The sequence below is a fragment of the Actinomadura formosensis NBRC 14204 genome (genome assembly GCF_001552155.1).
GTDB lineage: Bacteria > Actinomycetota > Actinomycetes > Streptosporangiales > Streptosporangiaceae > Spirillospora > Spirillospora formosensis.
In genome coordinates this window covers 1-19,654 of sequence record NZ_BCQQ01000129.1, presented here as the reverse complement: position 1 = coordinate 19,654, position 19,654 = coordinate 1, and the positions used below count along the sequence as shown (strand labels likewise).

The following is a 19,654-nucleotide window of genomic DNA, read 5'->3' as shown; positions in this document are numbered from 1 at the left end:
GCCCCGCTGGCCGCCGCCGTCCGCGGCCACCTGGCCGGCGACCTGGACACCCCGGCGGCCCTCGCGGCCATCGACGCCTGGGCCGCCGCGGGCGGCGCCGACGAGCAGGCCCCGGCGCGGGTCAGGGCCCTCACCGACGCCCTCCTCGGCGTCGCCCTCTGACCGGCCGCCGCTACAGCAGGCCCGCCAGCTTGTAGAGGACCAGCGACCCGGCGACCGCGACGTTCAGGCTGGCGCCGCCGCCGACCATGGGAATCTCGACGGCGAGGTCGAGCAGGTCGAGCGCCTCCGCCGGGATGCCGGTCTGCTCATGGCCCAGCACGGCGACCGTCCGCACGCGTGCCGCGGGCAGGTCGGCGAGCCGTACCGCCTCGTCCGCCAGTTCCACGCCGACGACCCGGGTCCCGCCGTCCCGCTGGCGCGCCAGCCAGCCGAGCGGGTCGTTCACCCAGTGGACGCAGGCGGGACGGCGCAGCGTGTTACCGCGTTCCAGGGCCTGCGGCACCCACGAGAACCGGGGGACCGCCATGCAGGCGCCGACGGCGTCGCACGTGCGCAGCAGCGTCCCGAGATTGGCGCCGTGCATCGGCCACAAAGGCGCGGCGACGAGATGGTCCCAGCAGGAATGGGCACGCCGGCGGCGCTGGTGGCGCAGTTCACGCGGGGGCCGGACCCTGATCGCCGGACCCGCGGACCGGGCGCTCACCGGCTCGGGGCGCCACCGCCCTCCAGAGGAGCAGACATCATGATCGGCGCACTTCGCGGCGTGCGCGGGCCATCACCGGAGACGAAACGCGATCAAGTCTAGCCGTCAGGTCTGCCCGCGGCCCGGGTCGCGGCGGCGCAGATAGCGTTCGAACTCGCGGGCGATGGCGTCGCCGCTCGCCTCGGGCAGCTCCGTCGCGTCCTTCTGCTCCTCCAGCGTCCGGACGTACTCGGCGACCTCGGAGTCCTCCTCGGCGAGCTCGTTGACGCCGTGCTCCCAGGCCCGCGCCTCCTCGGGCAGCTCTCCCAGCGGGACGGTGACGTCCAGCAGGTCCTCGACGCGGCGCAGCAGCGCGAGCGTCGCCTTCGGGGACGGCGGCTGGGCGACGTAATGGGGGACCGCCGCCCACAGCGACACCGTGTCGAGGTCGGCCTTGGCGCACGCGTCCTGCAGCACCCCGAGGATGCCGGTCGGCCCCTCGTACCGCGCCGGCTCCAGGTGCAGGGTGCTGACCAGCCCGGCCTCCGACGCGGCCCCGGTCACCGGCACCGGGCGGGTGTGCGGCGCGTCGGCCAGCAGCGCGCCCAGCAGCACCACGTTGCGGATGTTCAGCTCCAGCATCAGCCCGACCAGCTCCCGGCAGAACGACCGCCACCGCATGTTCGGCTCGATCCCGTGCAGCAGGACGACGTCCTTGCCGGACGGCAGCCGCGCCCACGACACGCGCGTCGTCGGCCAGGTGATGCCGCGGGTCTCCCCGTCGGTCATCTCCACGATCGGGCGGGTGACCTGGAAGTCGTAGTAGTCGTCCGGATCGAGCTCGGCGATCGGCACCGCGTCCCAGGCCGACTCCAGATGTGCGATCACCCCGCTGGCGGCCTCACCGGCGTCGTTCCACCCCTCAAAGGCGGCCACGAGCACCGGATCGACGAGTTCCGGCACGCTTTCGAGCTCGATCACGCGCTGCCTCCTTCCGACGCTCAGGTACAGCGTCACCGACGGGGGCCGTCATTCCCGGGTCGAGGGCCCCGCTCATGATCGGTGGCTGTCAGCCTACGTCCTGACAGTGACCTACCCCACCCCTCCGCGGGCCAGACCCCCGCGCTGTACGCCCGCGGCGGAACGCCGAACGGGGTTCGTCGTTCGGGCGGGGACCGGGGGACGGTGGGTCACGACCAGGTCACTTCCCGTCGGTGGTGTGCACGATCAGCACGTCGCAGGGGGACCGGTGCGACAGGTTGGCCGGGACGGACCCGAGGAGGCGCCCGGCGAGGCTGTTGAGCCCCCGGTTGCCGATCACGACCAGATCCGCGCCGCGCTCCTTGGCCAGCCCGGCGATGACGTCGACGGCGTCGCCCTCCGCCGCGACCTGGTCGATGTCGGTGGCGCCGGCCGCCACCGCCCGCTCCCGCGCCGCCCGCAGCGCGTCGTCGGCGGGCGTCGACCCCTGCACCTTGTAGGCCAGGTCCCCGAGCCGGTCCGCGGCGCTGGCGCGTTCGCGCGCGGGCATGGGGCTGTAGGCGGAGGCCAGCAGCAGGGTGGCGCCGGTCGCGGCGGCCAGCTGCGCGGCACGGTCCACCGCGCGGAACGAGGAGTCCGAGCCGTCGGTGCCGACGAGGATGATGCGGTACGCGCTCATGCCGTTCCTTACCCGTTGGTAGTCTCTGGGGGCACGGTATCGGTCCGGTGACCCATCCGTCACCGTCTCTTTGCACACCCCGTCCAAGAGGACCGCCGCCGGCCGTGTCCCGCCATCCCGGCAGCCGTGAGCGGCTCGCGATCTCACGGTTATGGTGGGGTTACATGAGCACCCCCACCCCCACCCCCAGCCCCACCGTGGGCACCGTGCCCCGTGGCGGCCCGCAGGCCGTGCTCTTCGACATGGACGGCCTGCTCATCGACTCCGAGCGCATCTGGCTGGAGGTCGAGTCGGAGGTCATGGCGTGGCTCGGCGGCGAGTGGAGCGCCGCCCACCAGGAACGGCTCGTCGGCGGGTCCCTCGATGTCGCCGTCGCCTACATGCTGGAGTTGACCGGCGCCGCCGCCGACCCCGCCGAGGTCGGGCGGCGGATGCTGGACGGCATGGCCGGGCGGCTCACCGCCTGCGTCCCGATGATGCCGGGCGCCAAGGAACTGCTCGCCGAGATCCGCGCCGCCGGAGTCCCGGCGGCGCTGGTGTCCTCCAGCCACCGGCGGCTGATCGAGCCGGTGCTGGACGCCGTCGGCCGCGAGCACTTCGCGCTGAGCGTCGCCGGCGACGAGGTGACGCGGACCAAGCCCGACCCCGAGCCGTACCTGACCGCCGCCGCGCGCCTCGGCGCCGTCCCGGGCCGCTGCGTGGTTCTGGAGGACTCCCCGAACGGCGTCGCGGCGGCGGAGGCGGCGGGCTGCGCCACCGTGGCCGTCCCCGGAGTCCTGCCGGTCCCGCCGGCGCCGGGCCGCACCGTCGTCGGCTCACTGCGCGAGGTGACCCTGGACCTGCTCCGCTCCCTGACCGGTTGACCGGGACGCCCGGGGCGGGACCCGGGCGATACCCCCGAGGTGGTCGCCGGGGGAGAGGTCACGCGCAAGGAGGAGGGGCACCGGCGCACAAACCGTCCGCCGGGAGGAGCGGTACCGGCGGCCCGCGTGTGACGATGGGGGGAGCACCACCGCATGAAATGGGGGCCGGCATGAGCGACGCAGTCATTTTCGCGATCAGCCTCGGGGTGACCCTGGTCGGGCTGGTGATCAGCTGGGGCGCCTACCGCCGCCGCGGCGCGGGCACCGGCCTGCGCGGCGCCGCCCTGTCCCTGGTGCCGCTCGCGGCGGCGCTGACGGGGGTGACCGAGTTCTTCGTCGACCTGGCGTTCAGCCCGGTGAAGTGGGCCGGGGTGGCGGTGGCGGGGCTCGCCGTGCTGCTCTACCTGGCCTCCGGTGCGATGCTGAGCCGCCGGCCCGCCGGCACGGGCGGGGGCAAGGCGGCCGGGGACGGCGGACGCGGCGCGGCCCGGCGCGGAGCGAAGCCGAAGGGCGCCGTGGAGGGACCCGCACAGGGCGCCGACCCGGAGATGGCGGAGATCGAGCGGATCCTGCGCGACCGCGGCATCTCCTGATCCGAGCCCGGCCTGCCCCGCGCGGGGACCACGCGCGGGGCAGACGGCGGGCCGGGGACGTTCCCCTGCGATCCGGGCGCGTCCCGGCCCGTCGTTTCTGTGGTCTAGGGGCTGACCTGCGGAGGATCGGTCTCAGAAAGGCCTCAGTACGGTAAAGCTTGCGGCGTCGGCCCCCTATGAGTTGCCTGCCTGGGTAGTGGCAAACGTACTATTCGGGCGATTTATCCGAAGCGCTGCGCGGGTGCGTGTGCCCCAGATGACGACGAGATCACAAGTCAGATACGGGTACTGGCGAAGCGGGCTTCATGCATGGACAGTCGTGCCCGAAGGGCTACGTTTCCCTTCAGCAAACGCGGCGTAACGGGCGCGGGGGCAGCGGATGATCTCCGCGGCCGCCGGTCACGCGCCGGCGGCATGGGCCGAACCAGTGGCCGGACGGTAGGAGGTATGGAGCGTGGCCGCACCCATAGAGGTGACAGGGTCCGACACAGAGGCGCAGCCGGAAGCGGTCCTCGCCGGTGTCGACGGCAAGAAGATCCAGGGACGCTCCCTCGGTCAGATCGCCTGGATGAGGCTGAAGCGCGACAAGGTCGCCCTGACCGGTGCCCTCGTGGTCATCGTGCTCATCCTCATCGCGATCTTCGGTCCGTTCTTCACGCAGAACCCGCTGACCTACCACCAGAACCTGATCGACCCCACCTACAACCGGCCGAAGACCGGGTTCTGGCACTCGGGCATCAGCGGTGACCACTGGCTCGGCGTCGAGCCCGGCACCGGCCGCGACATGCTGGCCCGCATCGTCCACGGCGCCCGGATCTCCCTGCTGGTGTCGTTCCTGGCGACGCTGGTGTCGGTGGTCATCGGGACGGTCATGGGCATCATCGCCGGCTACTTCGGCGGCTGGGTCGACTACACGATCAGCCGCGCGATGGACGCCTTCCTGGCCTTCCCGCTGCTGCTGTTCGCGATCGCGCTGGTCGGCGTCGTCTCCGACGGCGCGTTCGGGTTCAGCGGGAACGGGCTGCGGATCGGGGTCCTGGTCATGGTCATCGGGTTCTTCAACTGGCCCTACATCGGGCGCATCATCCGCGGCCAGACGCTGTCGCTGCGCGAACGGGAGTTCGTCGACGCGGCGCGCAGCATGGGCGCCCGCAACTCGTACGTGCTGTTCAAAGAGGTCCTGCCGAACCTGGTCGCGCCGATCCTGGTCTACTCGACCCTGCTGATCCCGACCAACATCCTGTTCGAGGCGGCGCTGTCGTTCCTCGGCGTCGGAGTCATCCCGCCGACGCCCTCGTGGGGCGGCATGCTCACACTCGCCGTGCCGATCTACTCCTCGGACCCGATGTACATGATCATCCCCGGTATGGCGATCTTCATCACCGTCCTCGCCTTCAACCTGTTCGGTGACGGGCTGCGGGACGCTCTCGATCCTCGGGCCAAGTGACTCGGGTTCATCCGACCCGTCTATATGAAGGGGTGCGCCTGCACATGAACAAGATGAGACCAATCGTGGTCTTCGCGGCCGGGGTGGTCGCGGCCTCGGGGCTCGCCGCCTGCGGCGGCGGTGACTCGGGAAGCTCGGGGAGCGGGCCCGGCTACAACGCCGGCGTCAACGCCGTCGTCAACAAGTCGGACAAGAAGGGCGGCACGCTCAAGTTCGCCCACTCCGACGACTGGGACTCGCCGGACCCGGGCAACACCTACTACGCGTTCTCGCAGAACTTCTCGCGTCTGTACGGCCGCGGCCTGACGACGTTCAAGCCCGGCGCCGGCAAGGAGAGCCTCGAGGTCGTCCCCGACCTCGCGGCCGACCTCGGCACGTCGAGCGACGGCGGCAAGACCTGGACGTACAAGCTCCGTACCGGCGTCAAGTACGACGACGGCGGCACGGTCACGTCCAAGGACGTGAAGTACGCGGTCGAGCGCAGCAACTTCACCAAGGAGATGCAGCTCGGGCCGAAGTACTTCAAGCAGTACCTCGTCGACAACAAGCCCGCCTACAAGGGCCCCTACGAGGACAAGAACGACGAGGGCCTGAAGTCCATCGAGACCCCGGACGACCAGACGATCGTGTTCCACCTGAAGGAGCCGTTCGCCGAGTTCGACTACCTGGTCGCGATGTCGCAGACCATCCCCGTGCCGAAGGCCAAGGACACCGGCACGAAGTACGAGTCCGCGATCGTCTCCAGCGGCCCGTACAAGGTCGACAACTACACCCGCGGCAAGTCCATGTCGCTGTCGCGGAACCCGAACTGGAACCAGAGCACCGACCCGATCCGCAAGGCGCTGCCCGACAAGATCGAGGTCCAGCTCAAGCAGAACGCCGACGACATCGACCAGCGCCTGCTCGCCGGCACGCTGGACATGGACGCCGCCGGTGTGGGCGTGCAGTCGGGCACCCAGCCGAAGGTGCTGGCCGCCGACCAGAAGCCGTACGTGGACAACCCCGTCCAGGGCTTCCTGCGGTTCATGTCGCTGAACGTGAACGTCAAGCCGCTCGACAACGTCCACTGCCGCATCGCCGTGCAGTACGCGACCGACAAGGTCGCCGCGCAGACGGCCTACGGAGGCCCGCTGGCCGGTGGTGACCTCGCCACCACGGTGCTGCCCCCGTCGGTCGACGGCTACACCAAGTTCGACCTGTACCCGCAGAAGCAGGCCTCGGGCGGCGGCCTCGACGAGGCCACGCTCGCCAAGGCCAAGCAGGAACTGCAGGCCTGCGGCCAGCCGAACGGCTTCACCACCAAGATCTCGGCCCGCTCCGACCGGCCGAAGGAAGTCGCCATGGCCCAGGCGATCCAGCAGAGCCTGGCCAAGGTCGGCATCAAGGTCAACATCGTCCAGTTCCCGGCCGGTGACTACTTCAACAAGTACGTCGGCGTGCCGAAGTACGTGCACGACCACGGCATCGGCATGATGATCATGGCGTGGGCGGCGGACTGGCCGACCGGCTACGGCTTCCTCGCGCAGATCGTCCACGGTGACGCCATCAAGCCCTCCGGTGGCAACAACCTGGCCGAGCTGAACGACCCCACGGTCAACAAGGCGCTCAACGACGCCATCGCGAACACCGACAAGGCGGCGCGCACGAAGGCGTACGGCGAGATCGACAAGCTGGTCATGGGGACCGCCGCGGAGGTTCCGCTGGTGTACGCCAAGGCGCTGATGTACCGGCCGAAGCGTGTCACCAACGCCGGGATCACCTACGCCTACGGCGGTATGTACGACTACCTGAACATGGGCGTGGAGTAACAATCCGCTCGTCCGTGCGTCCATCTGAAGGCAGGTGAAGGCGACACCCGCCGGCCGGGACGGGGCCCACAGGTCCCTCCGGCCGGCGGGTGAGGCCGAGGAATGTGTTCGCATACATCATCCGGCGCCTCATCGGCGCCGTCCTCATGTTGCTGCTGGTCAGCCTGGTGACCTTCGGCATCTTCTTCTGGCTGCCGAAGCTGGCTGGGCAGACCACCGACCAGATCGCGGCCTCCTACGTCGGCAAGGCGCCCACCGCCGAGGCGATCCAGGACACCAAGGAACGGCTCGGCCTCGACAAGCCGGTCGTGGTCCAGTACGGCAGCTACCTGAAGGCGATCGTCGTCGGCAAGGACTACAAGGCCGGCCCGGTCACCGACCACTGCCCCGCGCCATGCCTGGGGTACTCGTTCCGCAGCAGCCAGCCGGTGCTGGAGACGCTGCTCGACCGGGCCCCCGCGACGGCGTCGCTGGCCCTCGGCGCCGCGGTCTTCTGGCTCATCGGCGGCATCGTCACCGGTGTCGTGTCGGCGCTGCGCAGAGGCTCGCTGTGGGACAGGGCCGCCATGATCATCGCGTTGAGCGGAGTGTCCCTGCCGATCTACTTCACCGGCCTGGTCTCCCTGGCGCTGTTCTCCTACACCTTGAAGATCTTCCCCGGCGGCGGCAGCTACAAGCCCATCACCGAAGATCCGGTGATGTGGTTCCAGTCGCTGGTGCTGCCCTGGGTGACGCTCGCGTTCCTTTATGCCGCGATGTACGCGCGGCTCACCAGAGCGGGCATGCTGGAGACGATGAACGAGGACTACATCCGCACGGCCCGAGCCAAGGGGCTGTCGGAGACGACCGTCGTCACCAAGCACGCGCTGCGGGCGTCGCTCACGCCGATCCTCACGATCTTCGGTCTCGACCTCGGGTTGCTGCTGGGCGGCGCGGTGCTGACGGAGAGCACCTTCGGCATTCCCGGGCTGGGGCAGCTCGCGATCAGCTCGATCAACAGCGGCGACCTGCCCATGGTGCTCGGCGTCACGCTGATCACGTCGGTCTCGATCGTGGGCATCAACCTGATCGTGGACCTGCTGTACGCCATCGTCGACCCGAGAGTGAGGCTGGGCTGATGACCGGCACCGCGCCCGCCGCGGACACCGCGGGCACCGGCGAGGCTCCCACCTCGTTCCTCGAAGTCCGCGACCTGAAGATCCACTTCCCGACCGACGACGGCCTGGTGAAGTCGGTGGACGGCCTGTCGTTCCAGCTGGAGCGCGGCCGCACTCTCGGCATCGTCGGTGAGTCCGGCTCGGGCAAGAGCGTGACCAGCCTCGGCATCCTGGGCCTGCACAACAAGCGCAACGCCAACGTGTCCGGCGAGATCTGGCTGAACGGCAAGGAACTGGTGAACGCCTCGCAGACCGAGGTGCGCCGGCTCCGCGGCCGCGACATGGCGATGATCTTCCAGGATCCGCTGTCGGCGATGCATCCCTTCTACACGGTCGGCGCCCAGATCATCGAGGCGTACCGGGTCCACAACGACGTGTCGAAGCAGGTGGCGCGCAAGCACGCCATCGACATGCTCGGCCGCGTCGGCATCCCCAAGCCGGACAAGCGGGTCGACGACTACCCGCACCAGTTCTCCGGCGGCATGCGGCAGCGCGCGATGATCGCGATGGCGCTGTCGTGCGACCCCGAGCTGCTGATCGCCGACGAGCCGACGACGGCGCTGGACGTGACCGTCCAGGCGCAGATCCTGGACCTGATCCGCGACCTGCAGCAGGAGTTCAACTCCGCCGTCATCATGATCACCCACGACCTCGGGGTGGTCGCGGAGCTGTCGGACGACATCCTGGTGATGTACGCGGGCCGCTGCGTCGAGTACGCCTCGGTCGGCGACGCCTTCCACCAGCCGCTGCACCCCTACACGTGGGGGCTGCTCGGGTCGATGCCGCGGCTGGACCGCGAGCGCAGCGAGCGGTTGATGCCGATCAAGGGGTCGCCGCCGAGCCTGATCAACGTCCCGTCCGGGTGCGCGTTCCATCCGCGCTGCCCCTACAAGGACCTCAACGGCGAGAAGTGCTGGACCGAGCGGCCCGAGCTGGTCGAGGCCGAGCCCGGCCACAAGGCGGCGTGCCATCTTCCGCAGGACAAGAAGCGGAAGATCTGGACCGACGAGATCCGGCCGAAGCTGTGACGAGCACGGGTGGGAACGAGACTGTGAGCACATCGAAGACCCCGGCCGGCAAGGCCGCCAGCCAGGCGCCCGCGGAGCGGACCCGGCCCGCGGACGGTGAGCCGCTGCTGGAGGTGGAGAACCTCGGCAAGCACTTCCCCGTCACCGCGGGGCTGCTGCGCCGGCAGGTCGCGGCGGTCAAGGCCGTCGACGGCGTGTCGTTCTCGGTCCGCAAGGGCGAGACCCTCGGGCTGGTGGGCGAGTCGGGCTGCGGCAAGTCCACCACCGGCCGCATGATCATGCGGCTGCTGGACCCCAGCTTCGGGAAGATCACCTTCGAGGGGCAGGACATCACCGGGATGTCGCAGGGCCGGCTCCGGCCGCTCCGCCGCGACCTCCAGATGATCTTCCAGGACCCGTACTCGTCGCTGAACCCGCGCAAGACGGTCGGCGCGATCGTCGGGGCCCCGTTCCGGCTGCAGAACATCGAGGCCAAGCAGGGCGTCAAGAAGGCCGTCCAGGAGCTCCTGGAACTGGTCGGCCTCAACCCCGAGCACTACAACCGCTACCCGCACGAGTTCTCCGGCGGGCAGCGGCAGCGCATCGGGATCGCCCGCACCCTCGCCCTCAAGCCGAAACTGATCGTCGCGGACGAGCCGGTGTCGGCGCTGGACGTGTCGGTGCAGGCGCAGGTCGTCAACCTGCTGGAGGACCTGCAGGACGAGCTCGACCTCACCTACGTGGTGATCGCGCACGACCTGTCGGTCGTCCGGCACATCTCCGACCGCGTCGCCGTCATGTACCTCGGCAAGATCGTCGAGATCGCGGACCGCGCGGACCTGTACCAGCGGCCCATGCACCCCTACACCAACGCGCTGCTGTCGGCGGTGCCGATCCCGGACCCGAGCGAGCGCGACCAGCGCAACCGGATCCGGCTGCAGGGCGACGTGCCGAGCCCGCTCGACCCGCCGCCCGCGTGCCGGTTCCACACCCGGTGCTGGAAGGCGCAGGACATCTGCAAGCAGGTCGAGCCGCCGCTGGTGGAGCTCAGCCCCGGCCACCAGGCCGCCTGCCACTTCCCGGAGAACACCACGGTCAGCGCCACCGACGCGGTCGCCAAGGCCGCGGTGGCGCCCGGCGCGGCCACCGGCGACGCGGGCCCGGGGGAGATCCCCGGGTCCGCCGGGTAGCCGCACCGCGGTCCCTGCGGAGCGCGCAGCCGCCGGTCTTCCCCCCGGCGCGGCCTCCCGCACGAGAAAGACCCGGTCCCCTCACCGTGAGGGGACCGGGTCTTTCTCATTCCCTGCCGTTCTCGTCGCCGCGCCGGTGCCGCTACTCGGTGGAGATGGCCTTGAGGACGTCCATGCGTCCCGCCCGCCACGCCGGCCACAGCGCCGCCAGCACACCGATCACCGCCGCCACCACCAGGTAGACCACCAGCGTCCCGTACGGGACGGCGAGGACCCCGAGGCCCTTGTCCGCCAGCGCGTTCTGCATCGCCGCGCCGAACGCGACCCCGATGCCCATGCCGAGCACCGCGCCGAACACCGCGATCACGATGGACTCGACGCGGATCATGCGGCGCAGCTGCCGGCGGCTGATCCCGATCGCCCGCAGCAGCCCGATCTCACGGGTCCGTTCGATCACCGACAGCGCGAGCGTGTTCACGACCCCGACCGCGGCGATGATGACCGACATCGCCAGCAGGATCGTCAGGAACCTCACGAACCCGTCGACCTGCTTGCCGATCTCGTCCTTCAGCGCCGACTGGTCGGACACCTTCAGCGCCGGGTAGTCCCGCAACGCGCCCTCGATCGCCGTCCTGGTCTTCGCGCCGGTGGCCGCGGTGTCGACGATGACGCCGTCGATGAACGGCTTCACCGTGTGCGCCCGGTACACCTCGGGTGCGATGACGTGCCCGCCGATCAGGTCGCTCTTGGCGTAGATCCCGGTGAGCCGCAACTGCTCGGTGCGGCCGTCGGTGAACTGCACCGGCACCGGCGCCCCGACCGCCCAGCCGTGGTCCTTCGCGGCCTTCTCGTCCACCATGATCCCGGTGGCGCCGAGGCCGGTGCCGCCCGCGACCATCTTCAGCCGGGCCGCCTTGACGATCTCGGCGATGTCGCCCGACATCAGCGACGCCCGCTTCCCGGCGACGTTCGCCTCGGCGCGGTAGGTCGGCGACGCGTTCTGCACCCCCGGCACCGCCTTGATCCTGCCGGGGACCTCCTGCCCGATCGACCCGGCACCCGTCGGCAGGACGAGATAGTCCGCGCCGAACTGGGTGTCCACCTGCGCGTCCACCGACGCCCGCATCGTCGCGCCCAGCACGTTCACCGTAGTGATCAGCGCCAGGCCGATCATCAGCGCGGCGGCCGTCGCGGCGGTGCGGCGCGGGTTGCGCAGCGCGTTCTGCCGCGCCAGCCGCCCGGGCGTGCCCAGCAGCCGCGCGAACGGCGCGCCGAGCACCCTCACGACCGGGACGCTGATCACCGGGGCGAGCATCGTGACACCGATGAACACCGCGAACGCGCCCGCGCCGACGGGGACCGCCGGGTTGCCGCCGGAGCCGGCCAGCCCGGCCGCGATCAGGCCCGCGCCGACGAGGGTGAGCAGCGACCCGAGCGCGACCCGGATCCGCAGCGACCGCTGCGGCAGCGCCACATCGTCGCGCATCGCGGCCACCGGCGGGACCTTCGCGGCGCGCCGCGCCGGGAAGTACGCCGACACCACCGTCACCACGATCCCCACCGTGTACGACCAGATCACCGGTGTCGCGGTGAACGTCAGGCCGCCCTGCCCGGCGTCGCCCATCTGCGTCTGCAGCAGCGACGCCAGCCCCACCCCGGCCAGCAGCCCGAGCGTGGACCCGACCACGCCGACCGCGACGGCCTCGCCGATCACCGCCCGCGTCACCTGCCCGCGGGCCGCGCCGATCGCGCGCAGCAGCGCCAGCTCACGGGTCCGCTGCGCGACCAGCATCGAGAACGTGTTGAAGATGATGAACGCCCCGACGAAGATCGAGATCAGCGCGAAGACCAGCAGGAACGTCCGGAAGAAGTTCATCATCTGCGCGATGTCGCTCTTGGACTCCTCCCGCAGCTTCTCCCCGGTGACGGCCTCCAGGTTCTGGGGGAGCACCTTCGCGACCCGGTCCCGCAGCTCCGCCTGCGACGGACCCGCGGAGCCCATCTCGACGTCGGTGAAGTAGCCGGGCTTCAGCATCAGCTTCTGCGCCGTCGGCGTGTCGAACCCGGTGAGGGTCGCGCCCATCAGGTTGCCGGTGTCCACCAGCCCGACGACCTTCATGCGCGCGGGCGGGCCCGCGGTGAGGACCTGTGTCACGTCACCGACCGACAGGCCGCCCTTCTCCGCGGTCGTCGCGTCGATGACGATCTCACCCGGCCCCTGCGGCGCCCGGCCCGACGCCAGGTCGTACGTTCCGCCCGACGCCCAGTTCACCCCGATCTGCGGCGGCCCGTTCTGCGGCGTCCCGACGACCTTGCCGTCCTTGCCGACGACCGCCGCGTACCCGTTCACATTGCCCTTCGGGTCCTTCACGCCCTCGACGCCCCGCAGGGTCTCCAGCACCGACGCCGGCACCGGCTGCGCCGCCATGCCGTCGTCGTGGCCGCCGTCCACGACCTTCTTGGCCCGCACGTCCACGGCCACGTTCGTGCCGACCCGGCTGAACAGCTCGTCGAACTGCTTGTTCATGCTGTCGGTGAAGATCAGCGTGCCCGCCACGAACGCCACGCCGAGGATCACCGCGACGGCCGTCAGCACCAGCCTGATCTTGTGCGCCGCGAGATTGCGGAGCGTGACCTTGGCCATCATCGCGCCGAGACCTCCGCGTCCGCGGCGGGCCGGGCGCCGGGGCCGTCGAAGCCCTTCATGCGCTCCAGCACCCGCTCGGCCGTCGGCTCGGTCATCGTGTCGACGATCTGCCCGTCCGACAGGAACAGCACCTGGTCGGCGTACGCCGCCGCCGACGGGTCATGCGTCACCATCACGATCGTCTGGCCCATCCGCCGCACCGAGTCCCGCAGGAACCCCAGCACCTCCGCACCCGACCGCGAGTCCAGGTTCCCCGTCGGCTCGTCCGCGAAGATGATCTCCGGACGGGACGCCAGCGCGCGGGCGCACGCCACCCGCTGCTGCTGCCCGCCCGACAGCTCCGCCGGACGGTGCTTCAGCCGCGGCCGCAGCCCGACCGTGTCGATGACCTGGTCCAGCCACTCCCGGTCGGGCCTGCGGCCCGCGATGTCCATCGGCAGCGTGATGTTCTCCAGCGCCGTCAGCGTCGGCACCAGGTTGAACGCCTGGAAGATGAACCCGATCTTGTCGCGGCGCAGCCGCGTCAGCTGCTTGTCCTTCAGCGCCGTCAGCTCGGTGTCGCCGATGAAGACCTGCCCGGAGTCCACCGAGTCCAGGCCCGCCATGCAGTGCATCAGCGTGGACTTCCCGGACCCCGACGGGCCCATGATCGCGGTGAACCGGCCGCGGGGGATACCGACGGTGACCCTGTCGAGCGCGACGACCTGGGCGTCGCCGCGCCCGTACACCTTCGCGATCTGCTGGGTCCGTGCGGCGAAGTCGCCCGCCCCGGGCGCGTTCGGCGCGCCGGCGGTCGATGGGGCGGTGTTCGTCACGTGAAACTCCCGTGTGTGAGTGATCGGATGCGTTCGGACCGCGCGATTCCCCCCGGCGATCCGGCACCCAGAACACTAGAAGCCACCGCAAGCCGTTTCATGGACCCCGCGAACGGAATCGCAGGTCCACCCACGGCAGGAGACCCACCCCGCCCGTCGTCCTAAGGGAGTAGTCCCCCCACCCCCCAATGCCAGGGGCGGCTCAGGGGCCGACCCTGAAACCAGCCGGGCCCCCCGGGCCCTCAGCCCTGCCCCGGCCTGCTCAAACCCGTCTCGTAGGCGTACACGACCGCCTGCACCCGGTCCCGCAGCCCCAGCTTCGCCAGCACGTTCCCCACATGCGTCTTCACCGTGGTCTCGCTCACCACCAGCTCCGCCGCGATCTCCGCGTTCGACTGCCCCCGCGCCACATGCGCCAGCACCTCGCGCTCCCGCGCGGTCAGCGTGTCCAGCCCCGGCGGCGGCGCCTGGTCCCGCACCGCCGGCAGCCGCGTCGCGAACTTGTCCAGCAGCCGCCGCGTCACCGACGGCGCCACGATCGCGTCGCCCTCCGCCACGATCCGGATCGCCTGCACCAGATCCTCCGGCGGCGAGTCCTTCAGCAGGAACCCGCTCGCCCCCGCCCGCACCGCCTCGATGACGTACTCGTCCAGATCGAACGTCGTCAGGATCAGCACCTTCGGATCGTGCGAGGCCGCCCCCTCCCGGATGATCCGCCGGGTCGCCTCGATCCCGTCCACCCCCGGCATCCGGATGTCCATCAGCACCACGTCCGGCAGCAGCGACCGCGTCATCTCCACCGCCGCCGCGCCGTCCCCGGCCTCGCCGACCACCGCGATGTCGGCCTCCGCCTCCAGAATCAGCCGGAACCCCGTCCGCAGCAGCGGCTGATCGTCCACCAGCAGCACCCGAACCGCCGTCATCGCGCCACCCCGGCCCACTGCCGTACCGATCGCCCCATCGTCCCCGCTCCTCGCCTCACGACGCTCCTGCCTGCCACGGCCCCGGCCCAAGCCCGGGACTCACGCCTCCAGCGGGAAACGAGCCCGCACACCGAACCCGCCGCCGACCCGCGGCCCGATCTTCAACTCGCCACCGTACAGCGCCACCCGCTCGTACATGCCGACCAGCCCATGCCCCGGCTTATCCCCGTCCTCGGCCACGAACGTCGCCGTACCGTGCCCATCGTCCTCGATCTCCACCGTCAGGTCGTCATCGCCGTAGTACAGCCGCACCCACGCCCGCGCCTGCGGGCCCGCATGCTTCAACGTGTTCGTCAGCGCCTCCTGGATCAGCCGGAACGCCGCCACATCCACCCCCGGCGACGGCGACCGCGCCTCACCCTCGATCCACAGCTGCACCGACAGCCCCGTCTCCCGCACATGATCGAGCAGCCCCCCGAGATCACCCAGCCCCGGCTGCGGCGCCAGCTCCCCACCCGCCTGCTCGGCGTCCCGGTCCGTCCGCAGCACCCCCACGATCCGCCGCATCTCGCTCAGCGCCGTCCGCCCGACCTCCTCGATCGTCGACATCGCCTCCCGCGCGCTGCCCGGATCCCGGTCGATGATCCGCCGCGCCGCCCCCGCCTGCACCGTCATCACGCTCACATGGTGCGCCACCACATCGTGCAGCTCCCGCGCGATCCGCGACCGCTCCTCGATCCGCGCCGCCCGCGCGTCGGTCCCCCGCGCCCGCTCCAGCCGTGCCGCCCGATCCTCCAGCTCGGCGAAGTACGCACGCCGCAGCCGCAGGTTCCGGCCCAGCATCCACACCCCGATCACCAGCGCCGAATCGGTGATCACCACCACCGGGTCCGACGAGACCGGCAGCATCAGCAGATACACCAGGAAGTACACGAACCCGACCAGCCCGCCGAGCGCGCTCTGCGCCAGCCCCCGATGCGCCGCCACGCTGTAGACCGCGAGCAGGAACGCCACCACGTCCGGCACCGCCGGCGGATACTGCGCCGCCGCCATCACCATCTCACCGCCGATGATGAACAGCAGCACCGGCAGCGGGTGACGTCGCCGCCACGCCAGCGCCAGCGTCACCGCCACCACCAGCAGCGCGTTCCAGGCGTCCGGCGTCCGGAACTCCTCGTACCCGCCGCCCTTGGGGAACTCCTGCAGGAACAGCTGCGGCAACCCCACCAGCAGAAGCCCGACCGCGAGCAGCGCGTCGGCCGCCCGCGGCCGCGCCTGCAGCCAGGCACGGGCGGCGTGAAGACCACGGATGCGGGGTGACACGACACTCACCCTAGGAGGTCGCGGCAGGTCCCGACCCCTCCTGGACGCCGATCCGCCGTCCTCCCCAAGGATGACCCCGCCCTGCTACAGATCGCCGAGCCCCAGATCGCCGTGCTACAGATCGTCGTGCTCCCGCGCACCGCCGCCCAGACCCGCCCCGCGCCCCGGGCCCGCGCCGGCCGGATCCGCCGAACCCTCCAGATCCGCCGGCGACGGACGATGCACCGGCCCCACCGGCAGCGGCGGGGGAGTGCCCCCGAACTCCGGGCACCGCTCCTTGTGATCGCACCAGTCGCACAGCCGCCCCGCCCGCGCCCGCCACTCACCGGTGTCCATCGCGCGCCGGATCGCCTGCCACAGCGCCTCCACCTTCCGCTGCGTCGCCCGCAGATCCGCCTCGTCCGGCTCATACCGCAAGATCTCGCCGTTACCCAGATACATCAGCTGCAACAGCCGCGGCACCCGCCCCCGCAGCCGCCACAGCACCAGCGCATAGAACTTCATCTGGAACAGCGCCCGCGCCTCGAAATCGGCCCGCGGCGCCGTCCCCGTCTTGTAGTCCACGATCCGGACGTCACCGCTCGGCGCCACGTCCACCCGGTCGATGTACCCGCGCAGCTTCAACCCCGACTCCAGCACCGCCTCCACGAACAGCTCACGCTCCGCCGGCTCCAGCCGCCGCGGGTCCTCCAGCGTGAAATACCGCTCCACCATCCGCCGCGCCTGCGCCAGCCACTCCGCCCGCTCCGCCTCCCCGGCGTCCCCCTCCTCGAACAGCTCCGCCAGCCCCGGCTCCGCCTCCAGCAGCCGCTCCCACTCCGGCCCCAGCATCTCCAGCGCCGCCGCCGGCGTCCGCGCACCCGCCGGCAGATCGAACAACCGCTCCAGCACCGCGTGCACCAGCGTCCCCCGCACCGCCGCCGCGCTCGGCCGCTCCGGAATCCGATCGATCACCCGGAACCGATACAGCAGCGGACACGTCATGAAATCGCCCGCCCGCGACGGCGACAACGACCCGACCACCACCGGCTCCTCCCCACCGCCCCCCGCGGACGGAACGGACACCCCACTACCCGCCTCGGTCGTCGTCATGACACAGCAGACTAGGCGACGGCCCCGACGAAAATCCCGCCCCCGCCCCGCCGCCCGGGCCGCCACCCGCAGCGCAACCGCCCCGCCGGGGCCGTAGCATCGATGACGTGACACACAGCGCGCCCCCGACCCAGGGCAGGACACCGGCCGCAGGCCCCGGCCCCGACGACGGCCGCACCCCCCGACCCGGCCTCCGCATAGGCCGCATCCTCGGCGTCCCCGTCTACGTCTCACCCAGCTGGTTCCTGGTCGCCGTCCTCGTCACCGTCATGTTCGAAGGCCAAGTCCACGACGTCGTCAACCGCCCCCTCAGCTACCTCGTCGCCTTCACCTACGCCGTCCTCCTCTACGGCTCCGTCTTCGTCCACGAACTCAGCCACGCCGTCACCGCGCGCATCTTCGGCCTCCCCGTCCGCTCCGTCACCCTCCACGTCCTCGGCGGCGAAACCGCCATCGAACGCGAAGCCCCCACCCCCGGCCGCGAATTCCTCATCGCCTTCGCCGGCCCCCTCACCAACCTCGTCCTCGCCGGCCTCGGCCTCCTCGCCCACGCCACCCTCCCCCTCCCCGACGTCGCCGTCCTCCTCATCGAAGCCCTCACCTTCGCCAACCTCCTCGTCGGCCTCTTCAACCTCCTGCCCGGCCTCCCCCTCGACGGCGGCCGCCTCGTCCGCGCCGCCGTATGGAAAGCCACCGGACACAGCCGCAGCGGCGCCATCATCGCCGGCTGGGTCGGCCGCGGCGTCGCCATCGCCTGCCTCGTCGCCGGCGCCTACCTCGCCACCTACACCGCCACCGGCGGCGGCATCGGCTGGCTCGCCCTCCTCTGGTCCGCCCTCATCGCCTCCTTCATCTGGGTCGGCGCCACCCAAGCCATCCGCGCCGAACGCGTCCGCGACCGCATCCCCCTGCTGTCCGCCCGCCGCCTCGCCCGCCGCGCCACCCTCGTCACCCCCGGCACCCCCCTCGCCGAAGCCATCCGCCGCGCCCACCACGACCACGCCGGCGCCATCGTCATCGCCGACCACGACGGCCGCCCCCTCGGCCTCGTCAACGAAAAAGCCGTCACCGCCACCCCCGAACACCGCCGCCCCTGGATCACCGCCGGCGAACTGTCCCGCGGCATTCACGACGACCTCACCCTCCCCGCCGACCTCACCGGCGAAGACCTCCTCGACGCCCTCCGCCGCGCCCCCGCCTCCGAATACCTCCTCGTCGAACCCGACGGCCACGTCTACGGCGTCCTCGCCACCGCCGACGTCGACGGCACCTTCACCGGCATCTGAACCCGCCCCCGCCGGCGAGCCGCGGCGGACCGACCCGCCCACGCCCGCCGATAGCCTTGACACCCATGAGCGAACCCCAGCCGAACCCGCCCGTCCACGCCCCCGGCCGCATCCCCCACGGCCCCTTCCGCCCCGGCGACCAGGTTCAGCTCACCGACCCCAAAGGCCGCATCAACACCATCACCCTCCAGCCCGGCAAGCTCTACCACTCCCACAAAGGCTCCGTCCCCCACGACGACATCATCGGCAGCCCCGAAGGCACCGTCTTCCGCTCCACCGGCGGCACCGAATACCTCGCCTTCCGCCCCCTCCTCGCCGACTTCACCCTCCGCATGCCCCGCGGCGCCGCCGTCGTCTACCCCAAGGACGCCGCCCAGATCATCGCCATGGCCGACATCTTCCCCGGCGCCCGCGTCATCGAGGCCGGCGCCGGCTCCGGCGCCCTCACCTGCTTCCTCCTGCGCGCCGTCGGCGAACACGGCCTCGTCTCCTCCTACGAACGCCGCCCCGACTTCGCCGACATCGCCCGCGGCAACGTCGAGAAATTCTTCGGCGGCCCCCACCCCGCCTGGCGCATCACCGTCGGCTCCCTCGAAGACGCCCTCACCGAAACCGACATCGACCGCGTCGTCCTCGACATGCTCGCCCCCTGGGAAACCCTCGACGCCGTCGCCAAAGCCCTCATCCCCGGCGGCCTCGTCTGCGCCTACATCGCCACCACCACCCAGATGTCCCGCATCGTCGAAGACCTCCGCGCCCACGGAAACTTCGCCGAGCCCTACGCCTTCGAGACCATGCTCCGCTCCTGGCACGTCGACGGCCTCGCCGTCCGCCCCGACCACCGCATGGTCGGCCACACCGGCTTCCTCGTCACCGCCCGCCGCCTCGCCGACGGCGTCACCCCGCCCACCCGGCGCCGCCGCCCCGCCAAAGCCGCCCACCCCGCCCCCGGCGACCACCCCGCCCCCGGCGCCGACGCCACGCCCGGCCATCCCGCCGAGTCATAGATCACACTCCCGCGGCGATCACATCCCGGCACCCCACCCGGCGCACACCGCCACCCACACCCGACCAGGCCACCCGACCCCACGACACACCCCCACACCGACCGAACTCGGAAAACCCCCCGCCACGACCCACCCCGGCCCCCGAAACCCC

At 71.2% G+C, this 19,654-nt stretch carries 17 protein-coding genes and 1 pseudogene; 10 read left to right on the top strand and 8 right to left on the bottom strand.

Annotation, left to right across the window (positions count from 1 at the left end; genetic code table 11):
- Nucleotides 1–162, top strand: a pseudogene (locus AF1_RS36645) (cysteine--1-D-myo-inosityl 2-amino-2-deoxy-alpha-D-glucopyranoside ligase); the annotation flags it as partial.
- A gap of 10 nt (nt 163–172) precedes the next feature.
- On the opposite strand, the gene AF1_RS26635 reads toward AF1_RS36645, so the two are convergent.
- The 3 genes from AF1_RS26635 to AF1_RS26625 all read right to left on the bottom strand — a co-directional run bounded on the left by AF1_RS26635 (nt 173) and on the right by AF1_RS26625 (nt 2,345).
- Nucleotides 173–706: a TrmH family RNA methyltransferase gene (locus tag AF1_RS26635; RefSeq protein ID WP_067805032.1), complete on the bottom strand. Its 534-nt coding sequence runs from the start codon at nt 704–706 to the stop codon at nt 173–175.
- A gap of 105 nt (nt 707–811) precedes the next feature.
- Nucleotides 812–1,666, bottom strand: coding sequence for a PAC2 family protein (locus tag AF1_RS26630; RefSeq protein ID WP_067805029.1), 855 nt, complete (start codon nt 1,664–1,666; stop codon nt 812–814).
- A gap of 220 nt (nt 1,667–1,886) precedes the next feature.
- Nucleotides 1,887–2,345 (bottom strand): universal stress protein, encoded by a 459-nt coding sequence (locus tag AF1_RS26625; RefSeq protein ID WP_067805026.1) that lies wholly within the window; start codon nt 2,343–2,345, stop codon nt 1,887–1,889.
- Between the two features lie 164 nt (nt 2,346–2,509).
- Here AF1_RS26625 and AF1_RS26620 point away from each other — a divergent pair, with 164 nt between their 5' ends.
- The 7 genes from AF1_RS26620 to AF1_RS26590 all read left to right on the top strand — a co-directional run bounded on the left by AF1_RS26620 (nt 2,510) and on the right by AF1_RS26590 (nt 10,410).
- Nucleotides 2,510–3,208 carry an HAD family hydrolase gene (locus AF1_RS26620; protein WP_067805021.1) on the top strand — a complete coding sequence of 233 codons (699 nt, stop codon included), beginning with the start codon at nt 2,510–2,512 and terminating at the stop codon, nt 3,206–3,208.
- A 170-nt stretch (nt 3,209–3,378) separates the two neighbouring features.
- A complete protein-coding gene (locus AF1_RS26615) occupies nt 3,379–3,801 on the top strand; it encodes a hypothetical protein (protein WP_067805051.1) in 423 nt (140 codons plus the stop codon).
- 454 nt (nt 3,802–4,255) lie between these two features.
- Nucleotides 4,256–5,248: an ABC transporter permease gene (locus AF1_RS26610; protein ID WP_067805018.1), complete on the top strand. Its 993-nt coding sequence runs from the start codon at nt 4,256–4,258 to the stop codon at nt 5,246–5,248.
- A gap of 53 nt (nt 5,249–5,301) precedes the next feature.
- Complete coding sequence (locus tag AF1_RS26605; RefSeq protein WP_067805047.1) at nt 5,302–7,056, top strand: ABC transporter substrate-binding protein; 1,755 nt, start codon at nt 5,302–5,304, stop codon at nt 7,054–7,056.
- 104 nt (nt 7,057–7,160) lie between these two features.
- Nucleotides 7,161–8,174, top strand: coding sequence for an ABC transporter permease (locus AF1_RS26600; RefSeq protein ID WP_131732583.1), 1,014 nt, complete (start codon nt 7,161–7,163; stop codon nt 8,172–8,174).
- On the top strand, nt 8,174–9,241 hold the full coding sequence (locus AF1_RS26595) for an ABC transporter ATP-binding protein (protein ID WP_067805015.1): 1,068 nt from the start codon (nt 8,174–8,176) through the stop codon (nt 9,239–9,241). The genes AF1_RS26600 and AF1_RS26595 overlap by 1 nt, the downstream gene beginning before the upstream one ends.
- Before the next feature lie 23 nt (nt 9,242–9,264).
- Complete coding sequence (locus AF1_RS26590; RefSeq protein ID WP_067805012.1) at nt 9,265–10,410, top strand: ABC transporter ATP-binding protein; 1,146 nt, start codon at nt 9,265–9,267, stop codon at nt 10,408–10,410.
- A 142-nt stretch (nt 10,411–10,552) separates the two neighbouring features.
- Here AF1_RS26590 and AF1_RS26585 read toward each other — a convergent pair whose 3' ends face one another.
- The 5 genes from AF1_RS26585 to AF1_RS26565 all read right to left on the bottom strand — a co-directional run bounded on the left by AF1_RS26585 (nt 10,553) and on the right by AF1_RS26565 (nt 17,210).
- Nucleotides 10,553–13,057, bottom strand: a complete 2,505-nt coding sequence (locus AF1_RS26585) for an ABC transporter permease (protein ID WP_242608776.1) — start codon at nt 13,055–13,057, stop codon at nt 10,553–10,555.
- A complete protein-coding gene (locus tag AF1_RS26580) occupies nt 13,054–13,872 on the bottom strand; it encodes an ABC transporter ATP-binding protein (RefSeq protein WP_067805003.1) in 819 nt (272 codons plus the stop codon). Before AF1_RS26580 ends, AF1_RS26585 begins: the two co-directional genes overlap by 4 nt.
- A gap of 242 nt (nt 13,873–14,114) precedes the next feature.
- Nucleotides 14,115–14,795, bottom strand: a complete 681-nt coding sequence (locus AF1_RS26575) for a response regulator (RefSeq protein WP_067805042.1) — start codon at nt 14,793–14,795, stop codon at nt 14,115–14,117.
- Nucleotides 14,796–14,894: 99 nt separating this feature from the next.
- Nucleotides 14,895–16,118 carry a sensor histidine kinase gene (locus AF1_RS36870; protein WP_067805039.1) on the bottom strand — a complete coding sequence of 408 codons (1,224 nt, stop codon included), beginning with the start codon at nt 16,116–16,118 and terminating at the stop codon, nt 14,895–14,897.
- A gap of 114 nt (nt 16,119–16,232) precedes the next feature.
- Nucleotides 16,233–17,210 carry a RecB family exonuclease gene (locus tag AF1_RS26565; protein ID WP_084263366.1) on the bottom strand — a complete coding sequence of 326 codons (978 nt, stop codon included), beginning with the start codon at nt 17,208–17,210 and terminating at the stop codon, nt 16,233–16,235.
- Nucleotides 17,211–17,317: 107 nt separating this feature from the next.
- Between AF1_RS26565 and AF1_RS26560 the strand changes: the two genes are divergently transcribed.
- Both AF1_RS26560 and AF1_RS26555 read left to right on the top strand, forming a co-directional pair.
- Complete coding sequence (locus AF1_RS26560; RefSeq protein ID WP_067805000.1) at nt 17,318–18,496, top strand: site-2 protease family protein; 1,179 nt, start codon at nt 17,318–17,320, stop codon at nt 18,494–18,496.
- Nucleotides 18,497–18,561: 65 nt separating this feature from the next.
- Nucleotides 18,562–19,503 (top strand): tRNA (adenine-N1)-methyltransferase, encoded by a 942-nt coding sequence (locus tag AF1_RS26555; RefSeq protein WP_067804997.1) that lies wholly within the window; start codon nt 18,562–18,564, stop codon nt 19,501–19,503.
- Nucleotides 19,504–19,654: the final 151 nt, after the last annotated feature.

Excerpts from the sequence above, each read along its gene's own strand:
- AF1_RS26585 (WP_242608776.1), bottom strand. The coding sequence starts at position 13,057 with ATGATGGCCAAGGTCACGCTCCGCAATCTCGCGGCGCACAAGATCAGG.
- AF1_RS26615 (WP_067805051.1), top strand. The coding sequence starts at position 3,379 with ATGAGCGACGCAGTCATTTTCGCGATCAGCCTCGGGGTGACCCTGGTC.
- AF1_RS26605 (WP_067805047.1), top strand. The coding sequence starts at position 5,302 with ATGAGACCAATCGTGGTCTTCGCGGCCGGGGTGGTCGCGGCCTCGGGG.
- AF1_RS26620 (WP_067805021.1), top strand. The coding sequence starts at position 2,510 with ATGAGCACCCCCACCCCCACCCCCAGCCCCACCGTGGGCACCGTGCCC.
- AF1_RS26555 (WP_067804997.1), top strand. The coding sequence starts at position 18,562 with ATGAGCGAACCCCAGCCGAACCCGCCCGTCCACGCCCCCGGCCGCATC.
- AF1_RS26565 (WP_084263366.1), bottom strand. The coding sequence starts at position 17,210 with ATGACGACGACCGAGGCGGGTAGTGGGGTGTCCGTTCCGTCCGCGGGG.
- AF1_RS26575 (WP_067805042.1), bottom strand. The coding sequence starts at position 14,795 with ATGACGGCGGTTCGGGTGCTGCTGGTGGACGATCAGCCGCTGCTGCGG.
- AF1_RS26625 (WP_067805026.1), bottom strand. The coding sequence starts at position 2,345 with ATGAGCGCGTACCGCATCATCCTCGTCGGCACCGACGGCTCGGACTCC.
- AF1_RS26595 (WP_067805015.1), top strand. The coding sequence starts at position 8,174 with ATGACCGGCACCGCGCCCGCCGCGGACACCGCGGGCACCGGCGAGGCT.